Below are 20,024 nucleotides of genomic sequence, written 5' to 3' on the forward strand. Positions count from 1 at the left end.
TCAGACCTCCGGCCAATCCGCGATGAAGCCCCTCGCCTTGTAAGGCTCGATCTTGTCCCATTCGTGCAGCATGCGGCGACGAAATTCGACATCGGTATGCCAGAGCGCACGCGGCGTCGCGAAGCCATCGACAGTGAGCAGCATCTTCTCGACCTCCGGCCAGTGCCGCTGCAGCGTCATCGGGTAACGCCGCGCGGTCCAGGTGTTGCCGAGGCAGATCACGCTGCGGATGTTCTGCCGTCCGAGCGCCGCGTCGATGACCGGCAGCGAGAAGATCACATTCTCGCCGGTGTTCATCGCGCGATGCTCCTCGAGGATAACGTCCGCCGGAATGCCCGCCGCAATCATCGCTGCCTTGATGATCGTGCACTCGGATTGCTCCGAGCCCGGCGTTACACCGCCGCTGACAATAGACCAGCGGAACAGACCCTCGCGCCAGAGCCCTGCGGCAGTGTCGGCACGCAAGCCAACGTCTTCGCGGGTCCCGAACATGAACAGCAGGTCGGCTTGCCGCAGCGGCGTGTCGATCAGATGCGTGCGGTTGATTCTGGCGATCTCCTCTGCCGTCGGCAGACGGCTGCTGCGGTCCATGACTGACATGAATGCAAGATGCGACGCCGGCGCCGCGAGGCGAAGTCACGTTTGATTGCGGCCGATTGCACTTAAGGCAGCAGAGCCTTCGGCACGCGGTCGAAACTGTAGCTCTGCGGCTGATTCCGCCGCACGAAGCCGCCGACCTGCCAGGCGAACAGCGCGGCAAAGCCGACAATGAACAGCGCGCCGGCGAACTCGCCGATCAGAAGCGCGCGGATCAACAGCCCCGTCATCGCCACCGTCAGCACCGCCAGGAAAGCCAGCGCCGCCGCATAGGTCTTGCGGCCAAGGCCGGCGGTCAATTCGGCCCGGCTGCCGGCCTGCGCCATCCGCGCGTGCAGCGCGAGAATGAAATCGCGGAAGCCGCTGTCCTGCGGCGCCATCAGCGCCGCGGTCTGCCAGCTCGTCGAGAGGATCGCGATGCGCCCGCCGCCAGTGCGGCTGACATCGGCACGGAATCGGTGCTGTTGCATCGAGACCGGGCGGAACGACAGCCGGATCGCGGAGATCTCGTCGTAGCGCCACAGGCCGGAGCGTCCGGCGATGTGCCAGGACAGCCCCTGCTCCGTCAGTTCGAAACGATGCGCCGATCCGATCAGCGAGGCCTTGTAGGCGTAGCTCGTGGCCGAACCAGCTTCAGCTCCCGGCATATCGATCACAGGTCCCATTCGCGATCCGCTTGCGCGATCGCCCTCGCCCATCCTACAAGCGAGGCATGGCTGAGACGACGTTTTTTCCGCGCCGGCTGATTCTCGGCGCCGCTATGATCTCCGGCGTGCTGCTCGCGGTCCACATGCTGGGCGCGCGCTATGGTCTCGATCTCGGCGGCCTCTGGCGCTCCGACACGCATGAGTTCATGCCCGCGGGCGCGGCGATCGCGTGGTGGCTGATCGCCACGGTCGGCTTCTCCGGCGGTTATTTCACGGCGAGCCTGATGCAGAGCGCCGTCTCCGGACAGATCCCGCACAGGATGCGGCAATTCCTGATCGCGGTCGGCGTGCTGCTGCTTGCGGGAGCAGGCCAGGCGGCCTCGGCGCCGAGCCCGATCCCGACCGTCTCGGGCGTGCTGGCCGGGCTCGCCGCGCTCTGCCTCGGTGCCGTAATGGCGTTTTGCGGCGCGCATTTCGCGTTGCGACGCGGCTGACCTGCTCTGTCTCCCACGCCAGCGCGCTCATCGCATACACGTCAAAAGAAAGCGCCGCGCGTGACCGCGCAGCGCTTTCCGGCTGCACCGTGACGGCTAGCTCGCCGCGCGCAGATTCACCTTGCTCTCGGCGAGCGTCGTCAGCTTCTTGTCGGTCGCCTTCTCCTCCTCCAACGTCTTGGCGAGGACGCTGGCGCAGTCGTTGCGGCCGAGCTGCTTGGCCCAGGCGATCAGGCTGCCGTAGCGCACGATCTCGTAGTGTTCGGCGGCCTGCGCCGCGTTGATCAGCGCGGCGTCGAGCACCGCCTTGTCGGCGACTTCGCCGGCGGTCTCGTCGGCTTCCTCGATGATGCCGTCGATGGCCGGGCAGTCGACCGCCTTCACGGCGACGCCATGCATTTTGAACACTTCCTCAAGTCGAGCGACGTGCTGCTTGGTTTCCTCGAGGTGCGTCAAAAAGCCCTGTTTCAGCTGCGGATCGGTGGCCTTGCTTGCCATCTTCGGCAGCGCCTTGGTGAGCTGCTGTTCGGCGTAATAGATGTCCTGAAGCTGATGCACGAACAGGTCGTTCATAGTCTTGATGTCTTTTGTGAACAGTCCCATCGTTCCGATCCTCTCGGGTTTCGGGAACACGGCGGCGCCGGCTTGCACGAAAAGCCGCGTATTCCGCCATGTTCGATTGCTGATGAAGGCTAACGAGCACGCGGCATCGACGTTCCAAAAAGCGCCGATGCCGCTTGCGCTGGAACAATGCGGACGGCGCCAGGATCTGAAATCGTGTCGGCGCACCAAACGCGCGAGCGGAGCCGGTTTCACGACTCATATGCTTAACGCGCATCCCATGTGAACCACGTATGACAAAAGCGGCCGTCCAACGCAGAACCTATTGTTGTCAAGGGCTGCACAAGCCGCTGATTTTGCCTTAAATGAACTTGATCATGCCTAGCGATCGATGCCTGCCTTTGGCCATGATCGCGTCCGACCGGCCAATGCCTGGCCCGGTCGGTCTTTGCCCCCCGCCGGGAGGATGAATGCACGGACTGCTGCCCGCGCTGAAACGCGGCTTCAAGAGATGGATCGGCTGGCGACGGCTTGGAATTGCCGCGAGCGTCTTCATCATCGCCTTCGCGATCACCACGCTGGTGCGGACCCTCAAGGGCATCGATACCGGCGTCATCCTGACTGCGTTGACAGAGATTCCCCGCGGCAATATCGGGCTGGCGGCGATCTGCGTCTTCTTCGCGTTCTGCACGCTGACCTTCTACGACTTTTTTGCGCTGCGAACGATCGGCAAGAAGCACGTGCCCTATCGCATCGCGGCGCTCTCCAGCTTCACGTCCTATTCGATCGGCCACAACATCGGCGCGACGGTATTCACCGGCGGTGCCATCCGTTTCCGGATCTATTCGGACTACGGGCTGAACGCGATCGACGTCGCCAAGATCTGCTTCCTGTCGGGCCTGACCTTCTGGCTCGGTAACATCTTCGTGCTCTCGATCGGCATGGCCATCCATCCGGACGCCGCCTCCGCGATGGATCAGCTCCCCTCGTCGATCAACCGTCTGATCGCGCTCGGCGGCCTCGCCTCGATCGGCGCCTATCTGGTCTGGCTCTGCATGGGCGACAAGCGCCGCGAGCTCGGCCAGAAGGGCTGGAAGGTGGTGCTGCCCTCGGCCCCCCTGACGCTCGTGCAGATCCTGATCGGCGTGGTCGATCTCGGCTTCTGCGCCACCGCCATGTACCTGTTGATGCCGGCCAACCCGCCGATCGACTTCATGTCGCTCGCGGTCGTGTTCATTCTGGCGACCCTGATCGGCTTTGCCAGCCACGCGCCCGGCTCGATTGGCGTGTTCGATGCTGCCATGCTGGTGGCGTTGCCGGAATTCGGCCGCGAGCAGCTTCTGGCAACGCTGCTGGTGTTCCGCATCCTCTATTTCGTGATCCCGTTCGGCCTCGCCATCTCCATCATGGGCACGCGCGAGCTCTGGATGAACGTGGTCGAGCCCTGGCAGGAGCGGCGGCGGCTGGCCGAGGCCTGCGCGCAGGCCAACCTGCCCAAGCAGGTGACACCGATGGAGCGCGAGCGGTTGCTGCGGCAGGCCAACAAACGCTAAGTCAGCCGGCGCAGACAAAGGTTGCGGGCGGCGGAGCAATGCTCTCTTATTTCCGCCTCAACTTTGCCGTTGAAGACCCGGGCCATGATCCCTCTATCCCTACGTACTCTCGCCGCGGGCGCTCTGCTGCTCGCCGGGCTTTTGACCGCCTTGCCGTCCGAGCGCGCCGCCGCGCAGGATGCGGGGGCCATGCAGATCGATTGGGAGGTGCGTAACCGCTTCCGGCTGTTCCGCGAGGAACGCGACTTCCTGCTCCATGTCGAGAACGCGCGCAACCGCAGCATCCTCGCCGCCGAGCAATCGCTGGAGCTGCAGAGCGAGGGCCGCGGCTGGGCCCGCAACATGGTCAACCGGCTCTGCATCGACCTCCAGGGCCGGGTCAACCAGCCCTGTACCCGCGACAACGTCAAAGAGAACTACATCACCCCGATCGACCATCCGGTGACGGTGCGACTGACCGGCGCGGTGCCGGTGGGCGCCACCTGCGCCTGGTCGTTCGACGACGGCGACGGGCCGCAACAATCGACCTTCGACTGCGCCGAGCCGATCAATCTGCGCGTCCGCTACGGCAGGCAGACGGTCGCGACCGTCGATGTCTCCGCCGGCTCCGATCCGACCCAGCGCCTCCAGACCGAGATCCGTGTCCGCGACATTTTCGTCGCTGGCCTCGGGGACAGCATCGCCTCCGGCGAGGGCAATCCGGACCGGCCGCTGGCACTCTCGGACGAAGGATTTTGCTTCCGCTCCTATCTCGGTACCGCAGGCGCACAGTACTACCGGCCGAGCCGCCACGGCTTCAAGGGCGGCCGCGCCTGCGAGGCGCCGGATACGCTCGCCAACTGGCAGCGCTACAGCGCGCTCTGGTTCAACGCGCCCTGCCACCGCTCGCTCTATAGTTACCAAGCCCGCACCGCGCTGGCGCTCGCGGTGCGCTACACCCACATCGCCGTGACCTTCCTGCCGCTCGCCTGCACCGGCGCCAGCATTGCCGACGGGCTGCTTGGCTCGCAGCGCGCCCGCGAATGCCCGCCCGGCAAGACCGGCGTCTGCAACACCAGCGTGAACGCGCAGGTCGCCGAGCTGCGCGAAGCGCTCACCGCGGCAAAGAAGCGCCAGCCCGATCGGACGCTCGATCTCGTGCTGCTTTCGGTCGGCGCCAACGATGTCTACTTCTCTGGCCTCGTCGCCGACGTCATCGTCGACACCGCGACCGAGCGGACGCTATTCCGCCGCTCCGGCGTGATGGCCAGTGTCGATGATTCCCGCGATGCGCTGACGCGTGAGCTGCCGCAAAGCTTCGTCAAGCTGCGCGAGGCGTTGAAGCCGCTCGTCGGCGGCGACCTCTCACGCGTCGTCTATGTCTCCTACGCTAATCCTGCGCTCGCCGACGGCGGCGTGCCCTGCCGCGGCGGCCGCGCCGGCTTCGACATCCATCCGTCCTTCAACGCCGATCCGCAGCGCCTTGCCCGCGTCTCCACCTTCGTCGACACGGAATTCCTGCCGCAGCTGAAAGGGCTCGCCACCTGCACCCGCGGTGCGCTGTGCCGCGATCCCGAATCCGACCGCATGACCTTCGTCGATGCGCACCAGGCCACGTTCGCCGATCATGGCTTCTGCGCCCATTCGGGCAATGACCCCGAATTCGACCGGGCTTGCTTTGCCGAGAACGGCCAGAGCTTCAATCCGGACATTGTCAGCGCAGCGAGCCAGCCGATGCGGTGCGGCCGCGGCGCCTCGGAATATCGCGCCTACCTGCCCCGCGCGCGCTGGATCCGCGACGCCAATGACAGCTATTTCGCAGCGATGACCTATCCGCAGGGCTTGCCGGCCGCGAGCCAGCCCACCGACATCCACGACGCGACCTGGGGCGTGCTCTCCGCCGTCTATGGTGGCGCCGTGCATCCGAGCGCCGAAGGTCACGCCGCCATGGCGGATGCGGCGCTGCCGGCCGCGAGCGCCGTGCTGGGGCTTGATGCAGTGCCGCCCGGCGTAACGCGCGGACTGCTCGCGCCGCTGCTGCCGGGCGCGCGGCAGTAGCGTCGGACACCGTTGCCTCGGCGCGACGGCTGGAAGTTCAGCCAGAAATGAAATCGTGGTCGACGCCCCGGCTGTGCCAGTAACGCATCTGCAGCCGCGGCGCGATTTCCCAAGCGATCGCAACTGAGGCAATTGCGCTCAGGACGATCATGAGCGGGATGTAAAACGAAGCCTCATCACGAAGGGGACTGAGCAGAATCCCCAGCATGCCTGCACCGAACAGCACAGCCTGCGCCATCATGAACACCATGGCCGAGATTTGAAGACGAACGCGCATGTCAATCACCGTGGCTGTTTCGACTTCAGGGTAAATCTGCCAGGCTCCAAGATGTTCCCGGATGCGGCCAAGCTGACCGACGTCGCCGTCCAGTGATCGCCGAGACGCGACGAAATGCGAGACTGACGGCGGTGGCACCGCCGTACCACAACGCACGCAGCGCCTTGGGCCCATCGATCCAAAGACGGCATCGATCGATACTCCCTTGAACTTGGACACTTTGCCGCGCGCGCCTCTAGGACTCGCCTCGAGGAAATGTTCAAGTTCTAAGGAGGCGCATGATGAGCGCAGTGGTGTCCGCCGCGGACGTGAGGAGGTCTCGCGTCAGGCTGTTCATCGTGACCATGTTGTTCCTGGTCACGACAGTCAATTACGCCGACCGCGCCACGCTGTCGATCGCGGGCCCTGCGCTCTCCCGAGAGCTGCATCTGGATCCCGTCGCCATGGGCTACATCTTCTCGGCTTTCGGCTGGTCCTATGTGATCGCGCAGGTGCCGGGCGGCTGGCTGCTCGACCGCTATGGTTCGCGCCTTGTCTATGCCTTCAGCATCATGGTCTGGTCGATCTTCACGATGATGCAGGGCTGGGTCGGCTTCTTCAGCGCCGGCACCGCCATCATCGTGCTGTTCGGCTTGCGCTTCCTGGTCGGCATTGCCGAGGCGCCCTCCTTCCCCGCCAATGCCCGCATCGTCGCGGCCTGGTTTCCCGGCAATGAGCGCGGCACCGCGTCGGCCTTCTTCAATTCGGGACAATACTTCGCGACCGTGATCTTCGCGCCGCTGATGGGCTGGATCGCGCACGCCTACGGCTGGCGCTCGTGTTCTTCGTGATGGGGGCGCTCGGCATCGTCATGGGTCTCGTCTGGATCAAGACTATCTATGGCCCGAAGGAGCACCCTTCGATCAACGAGGCCGAGTTCGACTACATCAAGGACGGCGGTGCGCTAGTCGATCTCGATGCGCCCAGGAACGATCTGAGGCAGGTGCGCGCAGCGCAATCCGGCTCCGGGTGGGACCACATCCGCCAGCTGCTCTCCAACCGCATGATGCTCGGCGTCTATCTCGGCCAGTACTGCATCAACACGCTGACCTATTTCTTCCTGACCTGGTTCCCGGTCTACCTCGTCAAGGAACGCGGGCTGTCGATCCTGCAAGCCGGTTTCGTCGCGACGCTTCCTGCGCTGTGCGGCTTCATCGGCGGCGTGCTCGGCGGCATCATCTCCGATGCAATCCTGCGCGGGACCGGCTCGCTGACCATGGCGCGAAAGATCCCGATCGTCGGCGGCATGCTGCTGTCGATGTCGATCATAGGCTGCAACTATGTCGACGGCCAGGCGCTCGTGGTGGGCTTCATGGCGCTCGCCTTCTTCGGCAAGGGCATCGGCGCGCTCGGCTGGGCCGTCGTCTCCGACACTTCGCCGAAGGAGGCCGGCGGCGTCTCCGGCGGCCTGTTCAACACTTTCGGCAATCTCTCCTCGATCACCACTCCGATCGTCATCGGTTACATTCTGGCCGCGACCGGCTCGTTCAACGGCGCGCTGGTGTTCGTCGGCCTCAACGCGCTGGTGGCGGCGTTCGCCTATCTCGTCATCGTCGGCAAGATCGAGCGGGTGGTGCTCAAAGGTTCCTCCTGAGGGCTCTCACGGGAGCTTGACCAGGCAACTTGCGGCGGCTCACCAGCCGCCGTCTTTGTATTGGGGGTGATCGATGCTAGAAGTGCCGGGGAAACGCCTTATCCATCTAAGGCATGTATCGATGTTCGACCTCAACCAGCTCCGCTGCTTCGTCACGGTGGCGGAGGAACTGCATTTCGGCCGCGCCGCTGCGCGGCTGAACATGACGCAGCCGCCGCTGTCGCGGCAGATCCAGGTGCTCGAGCACATCATCGATGCGCCGCTGCTCGAACGCACCAGCCGCTCGGTGCGCCTCACCCCTGCCGGGCGCAGCTTCCTGCCGGAGGCGCGGCGCATCCTCAAGCTTGCCGAAAGCGCCTCGCAGGTCGCCCGCCGCATCGCGCTCGGCAAGATCGGCTCGCTCAAGATCGGCTTCACCGCGGCCGCGGCCTACGGCTTCCTGCCGGAGCTCGTCGCCGCCTGCCGCGCCAAGCTGCCCGAGGTCGATTTCTCGCTGAAGGAGATGGTGTCCGGCGACCAGTTCGAGGCGCTGACCTCCGGCCAGATCGATGCCGGCCTGCTGAGGCCGCCGATCGCGCGTCCCGAACTCGCCAGCCGCCGCGTCGTTGCAGAGCCGCTGCTCGCGGCGATCCCGAGAAAGCATCCGCTGGCGAACGCCGACAGCATCGCCATCAAGGATTTCGACGACCAGCCCTTCGTGATGTACTCGCCCTATGAGAGCCGTTACTTCCACGACCTCCTGGTCGCGCTGTTCACCCGCGCCGACGTGCTGCCGCGCTACGTCCAGCATCTCAGCCAGATCCACTCGATCCTCGCGATGGTGCGCGCCGGCCTCGGCCTTGCCATCGTGCCGGCCGCAGCCGCGAACCTGAAGATCTCCGACGTGCGGCTGCGGCCGCTGAAGCTGCGCAACCGCGTGCCCGTCGAGCTGTTCATGGTCTGGCGGCGCGAGGACGAGAATCCGCTGCTGGCGGCGCTGGTCAAAACCGCCGGCGAATTGTCCTCCGCGGAGCTGCCGGAAGATTGATACTCAATCCGCATCGGTCGATATAGGCTTTGGCTTGGACGCGCATCGAACGGTCTCCTAAACCACGGCGCATGGACGCGCAGGCTTTGCGTCCTCCGCAACACGCACGAAGGGAGCAGCGCCCGTGAGCAAGATGACCCCGCAGGATATGGCCCGAAAGATCGGATCCGGCCTCCTGTCCTTCCCCGTCACGCCGTTCAGGGCTGACTACTCCTTCGACGAGGCGACCTACCGCGCCAACATGGACTGGCTGTGCGGCTACGACGTTGCCGGCCTGTTCGCCGCCGGCGGCACCGGCGAGTTCTTCTCACTGACGCCATCAGAGGTTCCGCAGATCGTCAAGGTCGCCGTCGAGGAGACCAAGGGCCGAGTGCCCGTGCTTGCCGGCACCGGCTACGGCACCGCAATCGCGCGCGAGATCGCCATCGGCGCCGAGAAGGCGGGTGCCGATGGACTGCTGCTGCTGCCGCCCTATCTCACCCATTCCGAGCAGGACGGCCTCGCCGCCCATGTCGAGGCCGTCTGTGCCTCCGTGAAGATCGGCGTCATCGTCTACAACCGCGACAACGCCATCCTCCAGCCCGACACGCTCGCGCGCCTCGCCGAGCGCTGCCCGAACCTGGTCGGCTACAAGGACGGCATCGGCGACATCGAGCTGATGACCCGCGTCTACACCAAGCTCGGCGATCGCCTCACCTATATCGGCGGCCTGCCGACTGCGGAGACCTTCGCGCTGCCCTATCTCGACATGGGCGTGACCACCTATTCCTCGGCGGTGTTCAACTTCGTTCCGGAGTTCGCCACCAGCTTCTACGCCGCGGTACGCAGGCGCGACCATGAGACCATCCATGCCGGCCTGAAGAACTTCATCCTGCCGCTGATCGAGATCCGCAACCGCAAGAAGGGCTATGCGGTCTCGATCATCAAGGCCGGCATGAAGGTGATCGGCCGCGACTCCGGCCCGGTCCGGCCGCCGCTAACCGATCTCACCGAGCAGGAGCTGGCGGAACTGACCGCGCTGGTGAAGAATCTGCCCGCCATCCGATCGACACAACAGGCGGCAGAATAATCAAACAAACGGGGAGGAGCGCGCGATGGCCCGGATTGAGATCTCTGGCGCACCTGTTGTCACGACGATGCAGGTGATCCCGGTCGCGGGCCGCGACAGCATGCTCCTCAACCTCAGCGGCGCGCATGCGCCGTTCTTCACCCGCAACATCGTCATCCTCACCGACAATTCCGGCCACACCGGCCTCGGCGAGGTGCCGGGCGGACAGAAGATCTGGCAGACGCTGCAGGACGCCCGCGATCTCGTCATCGGCAAGACCGTCGGCGCGATGAACAACATCCTCGCCGACGTCCGCACCGCCTTCGCCGACCGCGACGCCGGCGGCCGCGGCAAGCAGACCTTCGACCTGCGCGTGATGATCCACGCGGTCACGGCGATCGAATCCGCACTGCTTGATTTGCTGGGCCAGCATCTCGGCCTACCCGTCGCAGCCCTGCTCGGCGAGGGCCAGCAGCGCAAGAACGTCGAGACGCTCGGCTATCTCTTCTTCGTCGGCGATCGGCGCAAGTCGAAGCTCGATTATGTCGCGGGCGAGAGCGGCAAGGCGGAATGGTTCAACCTCCGCCATCAGGAAGCGATGACGCCCGAGACCGTGGTGCGGCTCGCGGAGGCCACCCACGACCATTACGGCTTCGCCGACTTCAAGCTCAAGGGCGGCGTGCTCCGCGGCGAACAGGAGATCGAGGCCGTCACGGCCATCGCAAAGCGTTTCCCGAACGCGCGCGTCACACTGGACCCGAACGGCGCCTGGTCGCTGGACGAGGCCGTCAGGCTCTGCAAGGGCATGCACGGCATCCTCGCCTATGCCGAGGATCCCTGCGGCGCCGAGGCCGGCTTCTCCGGCCGCGAGATCATGGCCGAGTTCCGCCGCGCAACGGGGCTGCCGACAGCGACCAACATGATCGCCACCGATTGGCGGCAGCTCTCCCATGCGCTGCGCCTGGGCGCGGTGGACATCCCCCTCGCCGATCCGCATTTCTGGACCATGCAAGGCTCCGTGCGCGTGGCCCAGACCTGCCGCGACAACGGCCTGACCTGGGGCTCGCACTCCAACAACCATTTTGACATCTCGCTCGCCATGTTCACCCATGTCGGCGCCGCCGCTCCCGGCAAGGTCACCGCGATCGATACCCACTGGATCTGGCAGGACGGCCAGGCGCTGACGAAGGAGCCGCTCCAGATCAGGGGCGGCAAGATCGCGGTGCCCGATCGCCCCGGCCTCGGCATCGAAATCGACCGCGCCGCCATCGAGGCCGCGCATGAGCTCTACAAGAAGCATGGACTCGGCGCCCGGGATGACGCTATGGCCATGCAGGACCTGATCCCGGGCTGGACCTTCGACGACAAGCGTCCGTGCCTCGTGCGATAAGAAACGTCAGGCATGATCCCGGAAAAGTGGACACCGGTTTTCCGATAGGATCATGCCCCTTGAACAGGGAGGAAGAAGATGACAGCGATCCTGAAGAACTTCATCGGCGGCGAATGGGTCGACGGCTCCGGCGTCACCAGGAACATCAACCCCTCCAACACCAACGACGTCGTCGGCGAATATGCCAAGGCCGACAAGGCGCAGACCGAGAAGGCGATCGCCGCTGGCAAGGCCGCCTTCCCCGCCTGGGCGCGCTCGACGCCGCAGGAGCGCTATGACGCGCTGAACAAGATCTCCGCCGAGATCCTTTCCCGCAAGGAAGAGCTCGGCCGCCTGCTCGCCCGCGAGGAAGGCAAGACCTTGCCGGAAGGCATCGGCGAGGTCGCGCGGGCCGGCCAGATCTTTGCGTTCTTCGCCGGCGAAGCGCTGCGCCTGATCGGCGAGAAGGGTGCCTCGGTCCGTCCCGGCCTCGATGTCGAGCTCACGCGTGAGCCGGTCGGCGTCGTCGGCATGATCACGCCCTGGAATTTCCCGATCGCGATTCCCGCCTGGAAGATCGCGCCCGCGCTCTGCTACGGCAACACCGTGGTGTTCAAGCCGGCCGAGTTGGTGCCCGGCTCTGGCCATGCGCTCGCCGAGATCATCACCCGCTCCGGCATTCCGGCCGGCGTGTTCAACCTCGTGGTCGGCTCCGGCTCCGTGGTCGGCCAGACGCTGCTCGAGCACCCCGATGTCGCCGCGATCTCCTTCACCGGCTCGGTGCAAACGGGGCGCAAGATCGCGCAGGCCTGCGTGCTGTCGAACCCCATGAAGAAATTCCAGCTCGAGATGGGCGGCAAGAATCCTCTGGTCGTGCTCGACGACGCCGACCTCAAGGCCGCCGTCGAGGTCGCCGTCAACGGCGCCTATTTCTCGACCGGCCAGCGCTGCACCGCCTCCTCCCGCCTGATCGTCACCGAAGGCATCCACGACCGCTTCGTCGCGGCGATGGCCGAGCGGCTGAAGGGCCTGTCGGTGGACGACGCGCTCAAGGCCGGGGTGCATATCGGCCCCGTCGTCGACCAGAGCCAGCTCGACCAGGACCTGCGCTACATCAAGATCGGCCAGGACGAGGGCGCCAAGCTCGCCTTCGGCGGCGAGGTGCTCAAGCGCGAGAACCCCGGTCACTATCTCCAGCCGGCGCTGTTCACCGAAGCCAGCAACAACATGCGCATCGCGCGTGAGGAGATTTTCGGCCCCGTCGCCGCCGTCATCCGCGCCAAGAACTACGAGGAGGCGCTCGCGATCTCCAACGATACCGAGTTCGGCCTCGCCTCCGGCATCTGCACCACCAGCCTGAAATACGCCTCGCACTACAAGCGCAACAGCGAGTCCGGCATGGTGATGGTCAACCTGCCGACCGCCGGCGTCGACTATCACGTGCCGTTCGGCGGCCGGAAGGGCTCGAGCTACGGCGCCCGCGAGCAGGGCTCCTATGCGCGCGAGTTCTACACGACGGTAAAGACGGCCTATACGTTCCCGGGCTAACCGCGGGGAATATCTCGTAGGGTGGGCAAAGCGAAGCGTGCCCACCGCTTACGTTTCGGTGTGAAGCATGGCGGGCACGGCGCGTTGCTCCTTGTCCACCCTGCGGCTTCGGAGACAAGCGCAAATGGACCAGGACGTCGCAGCGAAAGAGCAGCCCCGCTACATCAAGCTCAACGAGCGCGACAATGTCGCGATCGTGGTCAATGATTTCGGGCTTCCCGCCGGCTCCCGCTTCGCCTGCGGGCTGACGCTGCGCGCCTTCGTTCCACAGGGACACAAGACGGCGCTGGTCGACATCGCGCAAGACCAGCCGATCATCCGCTACGGCGAGGTGATTGGCTATGCGCTGTCGCCGATCCAGGCCGGCGAATGGGTGGACGAGGCGCGCATCCGCATGCCGGAGGCTCCTGCCCTCGACAGACTGGAAATCTCGACTGCCGTCCCCGCCCCGCTGCCGCCGCTCGAAGGTTTCACCTTCGAGGGTTACCGCAATCCCGACGGCTCGGTCGGCACCAAGAACATCCTCGGCATCTCCTCCTCCGTGCAATGCGTCAAGGGCACGATGGAATATGCGGTCAAGCGCATCCGCACCGAGCTGTTGCCGAAATATCCGAACGTCGACGACGTCGTGCCGCTGACCCATGCCTATGGCTGCGGCGTCGCCATCAATGCGCCCGACGCGGTGGTGCCGATCCGCACCCTGCAAAACCTCGCGCTCAATCCGAATTTCGGCGGCGAGATCCTGGTCGTCGGCCTCGGCTGCGAGAAGCTGGCGCCGGAACGGCTGGTGCCGGAGGGCGTGGGCGATGCCATCGTGCGCATGCAGGACGAAGCCTTCGACGGCTTCGGCGCCATCGTCGATGCGATCATGACCCAGGCCGAGGCCCGGCTGAAGGTGCTCGACGCCCGCAAGCGCGAGACCTGCCCGGCCTCCGATCTCGTCATCGGCCTGCAATGCGGCGGCAGCGATGCCTTCTCCGGCGTCACTGCGAACCCGGCCGTCGGCTTCGCCGCCGACCTCCTGGTGCGCGCCGGCGCCACCGTGATGTTCTCGGAAGTCACCGAGGTGCGTGACGCCATCCAGTTGCTCACCCGGCGCGCGATCAACGAGGATGTCGGCCGCGCGCTGGTGCGCGAGATGGCCTGGTACGACTCTTACCTCGCCCGCGGCGGCGCCGACCGCAGCGCCAACACCACGCCGGGCAACAAGAAGGGCGGACTCGCCAACATCGTCGAGAAGTCATTGGGCTCGATCGTGAAGTCCGGATCGAGCGCCATCACCGGCGTGCTCTCGCCCGGCGAGAAGGCAACGCAGAAGGGCATGCTGTTCGCGGCGACGCCCGCCTCCGACTTCATCTGCGGCACGCTCCAGCTCGCCTCCGGCATGACGCTGCAGGTGTTCACCACCGGCCGCGGCACGCCCTATGGCCTTGCCGCCGCGCCCGTGATCAAGGTCGCCACCCGCAGCGAGCTTACGCGCCGCTGGAAGGATCTGATCGATTTCGACGCCGGCAGCATTGCCACCGGCGAGAAGACCATTGAGGAGTGCGGCTGGGACCTGTTTCGCCTGATCCTCGACGTCGCCTCTGGTCGCACCAAGCCGTGGTCGGATCGCTGGGGCATCCACAACGATCTGACGCTGTTCAATCCGGCGCCGGTGACCTGAGGGGTCACGGACTGTCGATCAGGTGCATGTCGCCCAGCGTCAGCGGCAGGCTGCGGATGATGAGGTCCGCTATCGCCGCGCGAAGCCGTTCGCTCGAAGCCGAGCCCTCGAACGGTTCGTCGACCGATCCGCTCGGGCCGGCGATCCTCACCGTCCCGGTGTTGTCGAGCGGCGCGGCCGCGCGCTTCTCGATCACGTCGAACGTTTTGCCGTCGATGACGCGAACCTCGTAGAGCGCGTGGATCAGGCCGTAGTCCGCAAGCAGCGTCCGGTATTCGGCGAGCCCGACGCCCTCGACGTTGCGGCCGTTTCCAAGCTTCGATCTCGCCCGGGTGATGACGATGTACGCATTCAGTCCCTGCGGCGTGACATCGCTGCGAACCAGCTCCTTGAACGGATCGCTGCGCAGCAGATTGACGGGCGCAACCGCCGAATCCCTGATCGCAGCGAAGGCGGCGCGCCTGTAGTTCACCGGCTGCACGCGAAAACGTCCACTGAGTAGCTTCGTCGCCTGCTGGACGATCAGCTCGTCCAGCCCCCATGCGCTGATCGAGACGCTTTGCGCGGCGTTGCTGAGCGCGGTCAGGCCGGCTTGCGTCAGGCTCATCTCCTCGCCGATCGCCGAGACGATGCCGACGGTCTTGATCGCCTGGAGCTTCGTCGCGCGCGTTTCGAACGCCGCGGCGGCGCCAAGGGCGATACACGCGGCCGCGAGGCCAACCCATAGAAAAGCAATACGGCGCATGACGACCTATCGGATTCTGAAATCGAACGAATAAGACGCGCCGAGACCAACGGTGGTCTGGTTCGACGATCCCCGCAGCTTCACCAGCGGGCTGTCTGCGGCATCGCCGAGCAGCTTCTCGTATTCAACATAGGCGTGCACCTCCCACTGCGGATTGATGCGATAGGAGATCTGGCTGCCGAAGCCGACCGAGTGCGCACCGCCCCTGGCATTGTACGTCGGCAACCCCGATGCCAGGGCCTGCGCGGCGTCGACGCCGAAATACGGCGCGGTCGCGTTGGTGCTCTTCCAGGTGAAGCGGGGGCCGGCCGAGATCGTCAGCCGTTGGATGAGCGGGACGATGACGTCGGCCGAGACGTCGGCCACGGTGCCGGTATGGCCGCCGAAACCCTGACGCAACTCGCTGCGCAGGCGCAACCAGTCCACCGGATAATATTCGACGAAGCCGCCGACCTCGTAGGCGGCCTTGACGTCGCCGAGGCCGGTCAGTTCGGAATATTTGTCGCTCTTGCGCGAGGAGACGTATTTGAACGCAGGCCCGGCGCGAAAATTGCCGACGTCGAGCAACGCGATGCTGGCGCTGTCGCGCGGCCCGCGAAACTGGTCGATCGATCCGGCACGGCGAATGGCGAAGATCGGGATTGGAACAAACTTGCTGTTTTTCGATCCGACGAAGTCAGGCGTGTATTCGCCGCCGATGCCGACCATGACGGTCCAATTTCCAGACGGTGAAGGCAGCATCGGCAATTCGAACGGTGGTGCTGGCAGCGTGAACGCGCTCTGCGCCGATACAGATTGCGCACTCGTCAAGATCGCACCGAGCGCAGCGAGAAAGGCAGTCGTCCGCCGCGCGGTCGCCGTGAGGCGGAGAGCGGCTTCTTCGAAAAACATCATTGCGGGGCCCCCGGACCGGCCTTGCGGGCCTGGTCGACTCGTGTGGTTCAGAGCCACAGCATGTGGTCCCGCAAAATTGCCCCAAGATTGCAATGCGAGAGCCGTCGTCCGAGACGTCGCGCGCCAGGCGCCGCCGGATCAACATTGCCCGAACATTGCCGCGCCGCAGTCACGCCCTCAAATCTTGACGGGCGGTGCCCGCGAACTCTCCCGTTCCTGCCTTTTATTCGCCAAGCTCGCTACCCTAATGGGAACCCTAGCGCACGAGCCGAAACGCTAGGCGTCGGCCAGGGAGCGTCACGGTCAGGGTTTTGTTACCCCAGCAGAGTCAAGGACGACCCGCGTGCGCTCCCTCGTGATCGAAGACGAACCGCAGATCGGCGCCTATATCAGCCGGCTGCTCGGCCAACTGCACGGTATCGTCGACCTCGTCGGCTCGATTGCGGAGGCCAGTCAGGCGCTGGAGAACTTCAAATATGACCTCGCGATCGTCGACCGCATGCTGCCCGACGGCGATGCGCTCCAGGTCGTCACGGCGCTGAGCCAGTCGCCGGAGCGCCCGGCGATCATCATGCTGACGTCCAAGGACGCCAAGGAAGACGTCGTCGAGGGCCTCAACGGCGGCGCCGACGACTATCTCGGCAAGCCGTTCGAGCCTCAGGAACTGATCGCGCGCGTGCGCGCCGTGTTGCGACGGCCCCGGCTGCTCGCGCCCTCCGTGCTCTGTGCTCTCGCTAGGTAATGTCGAGCTGCATCTCGGCAGCAACGAAGTCGTGGTCGCCGACAGGAAGATCCTGCTGCGGCGGCGCGAGGCGCTGATCCTGGGGGCACTGCTGATGCGCCGCGACCGCGTCATCACCCGCGCCGCGCTGATCGAGGAGATCTACGGCTTCGACGACGAGATCGAGTCCAACACGCTCGAAGCGCAGGTTTCCCGCCTGAGGAAGAAACTGGCCGCATTCGGCGGCGACGTCGAGATCCGCAGCATGCGGGGCATTGGCTACATCCTGCGGCTGGCGACACCGCGATGAGATCGATCGCCCGGACGTTTGCGTTCTCGCTCGGCATCGCCGCCACAGCGATCTTTCTGATTATGGTCGGTATCTTCGTCTGGCGATACCCGATGGAGGAACGCGAGTTCAGGGCCTGCGGGGTCGTAGCGAACCTTCTCGACCGCGCCACGGTGATCGACGCGCAGACCCTGACGGTACGTTCGACTCCCGCACTCGAGGAATTGAAGGGGGACAGCCCGAACCTCTGGTACGTGGTGTCGGCGGGCGATCTGGTCAGCGAGTACGGCAGCGAACACCGGCCTGCCCTCCCCTTCGCCTTTCCGTATCGCGGGCCCGTCGGCTCGTCCGTCTTCAGCACGCTCGACCAGAAGAGCACCTTCTGTCTCGCCGTTGCGCAACGGGGCTCGTTGCGGCTCACGATAATGTTCGGCGAGCCTCAGGTCCGCTTCGGCCGAATCGCGAGAAACTTCCTCGCCCGCCGCATTTTTTCAATCCTGCTGGTGGCACTGGCCTTTGCGGCGACCGTCGCCATCGGCTCGGCGCTCGCTGCACGTTTCGTCTCGCGCGGCATCGAACGGGTCGCGCGCCGCGCGCTCGCGATCGATCCCTCGGCCCCGCAAGGTTTGATATCGCTTTCCGAGGTCCCCTCCGAGTTGAAGCCCCTGGTCGAGGCGCTGAACCGCGCTTTCGGCGAGATCGACGCCTATATCAGGATGCAGCGCCGTTTCCTCGGCAATGCCGCGCACCAGCTGCGCACGCCCCTGACGCTGCTGCGCGCGAAGATCGAGGACGTGCCCGAGCCGAGCCTGAAGGCCGAGCTGGTACGCGATGTCCGCCGCCTCACCTCGCTGGTCTCCGCCATGCTCGACCTGGCGAGGCTGCAAAATCATGCGATCGAGACCAGACCGATCGACCTGGCCCAGATCACGCTGGAGGTACTCGCCGATTTCAGTCCCTCGGCGCTGGATGCCGGCATCGAGCTTGCGCTGGAGCGCGACGGGGATGGTCCGTTCCTGGTCCAGGGCGTGGACGCCGCGATCCGCAGCGCCCTCGCCAATCTCGTCGGCAACGCCCTCATCCACGCCCGTGGCGCGCGCCGCATCGTCGCCATGCTCAGCCGCGATGGCGTTTCGATCCACGATGACGGTGCGGGCCTGCCCGATGGCGCCGGACACAAGCTGATCGAGCCGTTTCAGACCGGCAACGCCGCCGGCGACGGCGCAGGCCTCGGCCTGTCGATCGTCCGCGAGATCATGGCTGCCCATGGCGGCGAGTTGATCGCTTCTTCCACGCCAGGCCGCGGCACGACGATGAGCCTGCGTTTTCCCGCGGCCGCCGCCCCGGTCAGATCTTCGCAGCTCGATCTGCAAGAGCGTTGAGCTGGTTATCCTCGTTCCGGGACGCATGGCGTGCGAACTCAGGGGCGCAATTGCGCACCTGAGAATCTCGCGCAACAACGTCCGGATTCCGGGTTCGACGCTGCCGCGCCGCCCCGGAACGACATCGAAGATTGATGGCGGCTACGTCATGCTGCCCGGCATGAAGCAGCGCACGCGCGGATGACCGTCGATATAGTGCTTCCAGACCATGGTGCGGCCGAACTTGTTCGGCACGGTGATCACGGCACCGTCGGGCACCACGACCCATTCGTCGTCGATCCGCACGCGGTAGCGGCCGCGATCCGACTCCCAATCGACGTCGGCAATGACGTAGCCGTCGGCATCCGAGCAGCACTGCCCGAATTCGCTGTGCAGACTCTCGAACCAAGGCTTCAGGGGTGAGTTGGCGTAGCGGCCGTCGTCGCGCGCCAGCGCCGAAGCCGCGAGCAGCGTCGTCAATCCCAGCAGCGTGGCCGCGCCTGATATGGCAGGTCTCATGTCGTCTCCGCGGTCGAAGTGATCGCTGCGAGGCAAACGCTGCCGTCCGCCCCGCGTGGCGCGCGACGGGCGTGGGGACGGCGACTCGCTCCCCCAGCAGCTTTGCCGAAAGCTATGCAAATCCGGCGCCAGCGCGCATTCCGGGGAACTACTGGAGCGAAGCCGGCACACGTTCCCCTTTGGGCGAACGTGGCCGCACGGGCCGTTCAGGGATGAGGAGGGAGCGATACCGCACCGGCTTCGCCGCTGGAGCCTGTCACCGGGCTCGCCGAAGGCGAGAGCCGGTGGCGGGGAACGAGCTTGCGCCGAAGCTACGGCTGTCGAGGCGGCACAGTGCGAAGTACGCCTCTACTGCTTCGGCGGCGCCATCATCGCGCCGCCCTTCTTCGCCGCCGGTGCCGCCGGCTTTGCGGCGGCGGCCTGCGCAGGGAGATATTTTGCCACGATGGCAGGATCGATCTGCGCGATGTTGGCATCCGGCAGGCGCGTCCAGGTCTCGTCCTTGCCGAGCAGCGCGATGCCGAGATAGCCGCGCAGCGTCAGGGTCTGGCCGTCGGGGCTGATCCGCATGTTGGCCTTCCAGATCTGACCGTCGCGCGGATTAAGCACGTTGCCGCCTTCGTACTTCAATCCTTCGCGCTTCATGTTGCGGACGAATGAAATGCCGAGCACCGGCGCGTTCTTGCGATCGTCGGTGCACTTGCTGCAAACCTCGTTCGGATTGTCGGTTGGCCGCGGGAAGGTCTTTGCGATCACACCTTCGAAGACCCCGTTGCGGTCGATGAAGAGGAACCATCCGACTGTCTTGCCGTCTTCGACCTTCTGCCAGAGGCCCGCCGCCGTGGGCTCGGTGGTCTGCGCCGCACACGGGCTCACCGTCGCGAGCGACAATGCCAGCGCGAGGAAGGAGAGCAGCCGAAAGCTGGAAAAAATTCGCATGAGATCACCTTGCTATTCCACAACCGGAATGGCCGCAGACTACGGCGATTTCGCGAACGGTTCCAGCACCAGAAACATGGGGCATCGCCTCCCCACTGC

Annotated in this window: 19 protein-coding genes and 1 pseudogene; 12 read left to right on the top strand and 8 right to left on the bottom strand. The window is 65.4% G+C overall.

What is annotated here, in order from left to right; translation table 11 throughout:
- On the bottom strand, nucleotides 1-600 hold the full coding sequence (locus tag ABIF91_RS42910; RefSeq protein ID WP_028177410.1) for a YdcF family protein: 600 nt from the start codon (nucleotides 598-600) through the stop codon (nucleotides 1-3).
- Nucleotides 601-662: 62 nt separating this feature from the next.
- The gene (locus ABIF91_RS42915) at nucleotides 663-1,244 is read right to left on the bottom strand and encodes a hypothetical protein (RefSeq protein WP_155251800.1); all 582 of its coding nucleotides are present in this window, start codon (nucleotides 1,242-1,244) and stop codon (nucleotides 663-665) included.
- A 65-nt stretch (nucleotides 1,245-1,309) separates the two neighbouring features.
- Here ABIF91_RS42915 and ABIF91_RS42920 point away from each other — a divergent pair, with 65 nt between their 5' ends.
- Nucleotides 1,310-1,738, top strand: coding sequence for a hypothetical protein (locus ABIF91_RS42920; RefSeq protein ID WP_028177412.1), 429 nt, complete (start codon nucleotides 1,310-1,312; stop codon nucleotides 1,736-1,738).
- A 96-nt stretch (nucleotides 1,739-1,834) separates the two neighbouring features.
- Here the strand turns inward: ABIF91_RS42920 and ABIF91_RS42925 are convergent, their stop codons facing one another.
- Nucleotides 1,835-2,341: a ferritin-like domain-containing protein gene (locus tag ABIF91_RS42925; protein ID WP_028177413.1), complete on the bottom strand. Its 507-nt coding sequence runs from the start codon at nucleotides 2,339-2,341 to the stop codon at nucleotides 1,835-1,837.
- A gap of 428 nt (nucleotides 2,342-2,769) precedes the next feature.
- On the opposite strand from ABIF91_RS42925, the gene ABIF91_RS42930 reads away from it, so the two are divergent.
- Nucleotides 2,770-3,852, top strand: a complete 1,083-nt coding sequence (locus ABIF91_RS42930) for a lysylphosphatidylglycerol synthase transmembrane domain-containing protein (protein ID WP_028177414.1) — start codon at nucleotides 2,770-2,772, stop codon at nucleotides 3,850-3,852.
- Between the two features lie 84 nt (nucleotides 3,853-3,936).
- Entirely contained in the window at nucleotides 3,937-5,889 is a 1,953-nt protein-coding gene (locus ABIF91_RS42935; protein ID WP_028177415.1) for a hypothetical protein, read from the top strand.
- 37 nt (nucleotides 5,890-5,926) lie between these two features.
- On the opposite strand, the gene ABIF91_RS42940 is transcribed toward ABIF91_RS42935, so the two are convergent.
- Nucleotides 5,927-6,385, bottom strand: a complete 459-nt coding sequence (locus tag ABIF91_RS42940) for a hypothetical protein (RefSeq protein WP_245285423.1) — start codon at nucleotides 6,383-6,385, stop codon at nucleotides 5,927-5,929.
- Nucleotides 6,386-6,447: 62 nt separating this feature from the next.
- Here ABIF91_RS42940 and ABIF91_RS42945 point away from each other — a divergent pair.
- From ABIF91_RS42945 to garD, 6 genes and pseudogenes are all read left to right on the top strand, one after another.
- Nucleotides 6,448-7,799 (top strand): annotated as a pseudogene (locus ABIF91_RS42945) (MFS transporter).
- 121 nt (nucleotides 7,800-7,920) lie between these two features.
- Nucleotides 7,921-8,826: a LysR substrate-binding domain-containing protein gene (locus ABIF91_RS42950; RefSeq protein WP_028177417.1), complete on the top strand. Its 906-nt coding sequence runs from the start codon at nucleotides 7,921-7,923 to the stop codon at nucleotides 8,824-8,826.
- 124 nt (nucleotides 8,827-8,950) lie between these two features.
- Nucleotides 8,951-9,895, top strand: a complete 945-nt coding sequence (kdgD, locus tag ABIF91_RS42955) for a 5-dehydro-4-deoxyglucarate dehydratase (RefSeq protein ID WP_028177418.1) — start codon at nucleotides 8,951-8,953, stop codon at nucleotides 9,893-9,895.
- 25 nt (nucleotides 9,896-9,920) lie between these two features.
- Complete coding sequence (gudD, locus tag ABIF91_RS42960) at nucleotides 9,921-11,264, top strand: glucarate dehydratase (RefSeq protein WP_028177419.1); 1,344 nt, start codon at nucleotides 9,921-9,923, stop codon at nucleotides 11,262-11,264.
- A 78-nt stretch (nucleotides 11,265-11,342) separates the two neighbouring features.
- The gene (locus tag ABIF91_RS42965; protein ID WP_028177420.1) at nucleotides 11,343-12,791 is read left to right on the top strand and encodes an aldehyde dehydrogenase family protein; all 1,449 of its coding nucleotides are present in this window, start codon (nucleotides 11,343-11,345) and stop codon (nucleotides 12,789-12,791) included.
- A 124-nt stretch (nucleotides 12,792-12,915) separates the two neighbouring features.
- Nucleotides 12,916-14,457, top strand: a complete 1,542-nt coding sequence (garD, locus tag ABIF91_RS42970) for a galactarate dehydratase (RefSeq protein WP_424579797.1) — start codon at nucleotides 12,916-12,918, stop codon at nucleotides 14,455-14,457.
- 4 nt (nucleotides 14,458-14,461) lie between these two features.
- On the opposite strand, the gene ABIF91_RS42975 is transcribed toward garD, so the two are convergent.
- Both ABIF91_RS42975 and ABIF91_RS42980 read right to left on the bottom strand, forming a co-directional pair.
- Nucleotides 14,462-15,202 (bottom strand): hypothetical protein, encoded by a 741-nt coding sequence (locus ABIF91_RS42975; RefSeq protein ID WP_028177422.1) that lies wholly within the window; start codon nucleotides 15,200-15,202, stop codon nucleotides 14,462-14,464.
- Between the two features lie 6 nt (nucleotides 15,203-15,208).
- Nucleotides 15,209-15,910 (bottom strand): MipA/OmpV family protein, encoded by a 702-nt coding sequence (locus ABIF91_RS42980; protein ID WP_424579798.1) that lies wholly within the window; start codon nucleotides 15,908-15,910, stop codon nucleotides 15,209-15,211.
- Nucleotides 15,911-16,451: 541 nt separating this feature from the next.
- Between ABIF91_RS42980 and ABIF91_RS42985 the strand changes: the two genes are divergently transcribed.
- The 3 genes from ABIF91_RS42985 (at nucleotide 16,452) to ABIF91_RS42995 (ending at nucleotide 18,488) form a co-directional block, all read left to right on the top strand.
- Nucleotides 16,452-16,838 (top strand): response regulator transcription factor, encoded by a 387-nt coding sequence (locus tag ABIF91_RS42985; RefSeq protein WP_424579799.1) that lies wholly within the window; start codon nucleotides 16,452-16,454, stop codon nucleotides 16,836-16,838.
- A gap of 31 nt (nucleotides 16,839-16,869) precedes the next feature.
- On the top strand, nucleotides 16,870-17,127 hold the full coding sequence (locus ABIF91_RS42990) for a winged helix-turn-helix domain-containing protein (RefSeq protein ID WP_424579800.1): 258 nt from the start codon (nucleotides 16,870-16,872) through the stop codon (nucleotides 17,125-17,127).
- Between the two features lie 92 nt (nucleotides 17,128-17,219).
- Nucleotides 17,220-18,488 carry a sensor histidine kinase gene (locus ABIF91_RS42995; RefSeq protein ID WP_424579801.1) on the top strand — a complete coding sequence of 423 codons (1,269 nt, stop codon included), beginning with the start codon at nucleotides 17,220-17,222 and terminating at the stop codon, nucleotides 18,486-18,488.
- 141 nt (nucleotides 18,489-18,629) lie between these two features.
- Here the strand turns inward: ABIF91_RS42995 and ABIF91_RS43000 are convergent, their stop codons facing one another.
- Both ABIF91_RS43000 and ABIF91_RS43005 read right to left on the bottom strand, forming a co-directional pair.
- Entirely contained in the window at nucleotides 18,630-18,986 is a 357-nt protein-coding gene (locus ABIF91_RS43000; RefSeq protein ID WP_028177426.1) for a hypothetical protein, read from the bottom strand.
- Nucleotides 18,987-19,334: 348 nt separating this feature from the next.
- Entirely contained in the window at nucleotides 19,335-19,925 is a 591-nt protein-coding gene (locus tag ABIF91_RS43005) for a DUF2147 domain-containing protein (protein ID WP_028177427.1), read from the bottom strand.
- Nucleotides 19,926-20,024: the final 99 nt, after the last annotated feature.

Origin of the sequence: Bradyrhizobium sp. USDA 241 (assembly GCF_049739505.1) — a bacterium.
GTDB classification, from domain to species: domain Bacteria; phylum Pseudomonadota; class Alphaproteobacteria; order Rhizobiales; family Xanthobacteraceae; genus Bradyrhizobium; species Bradyrhizobium liaoningense.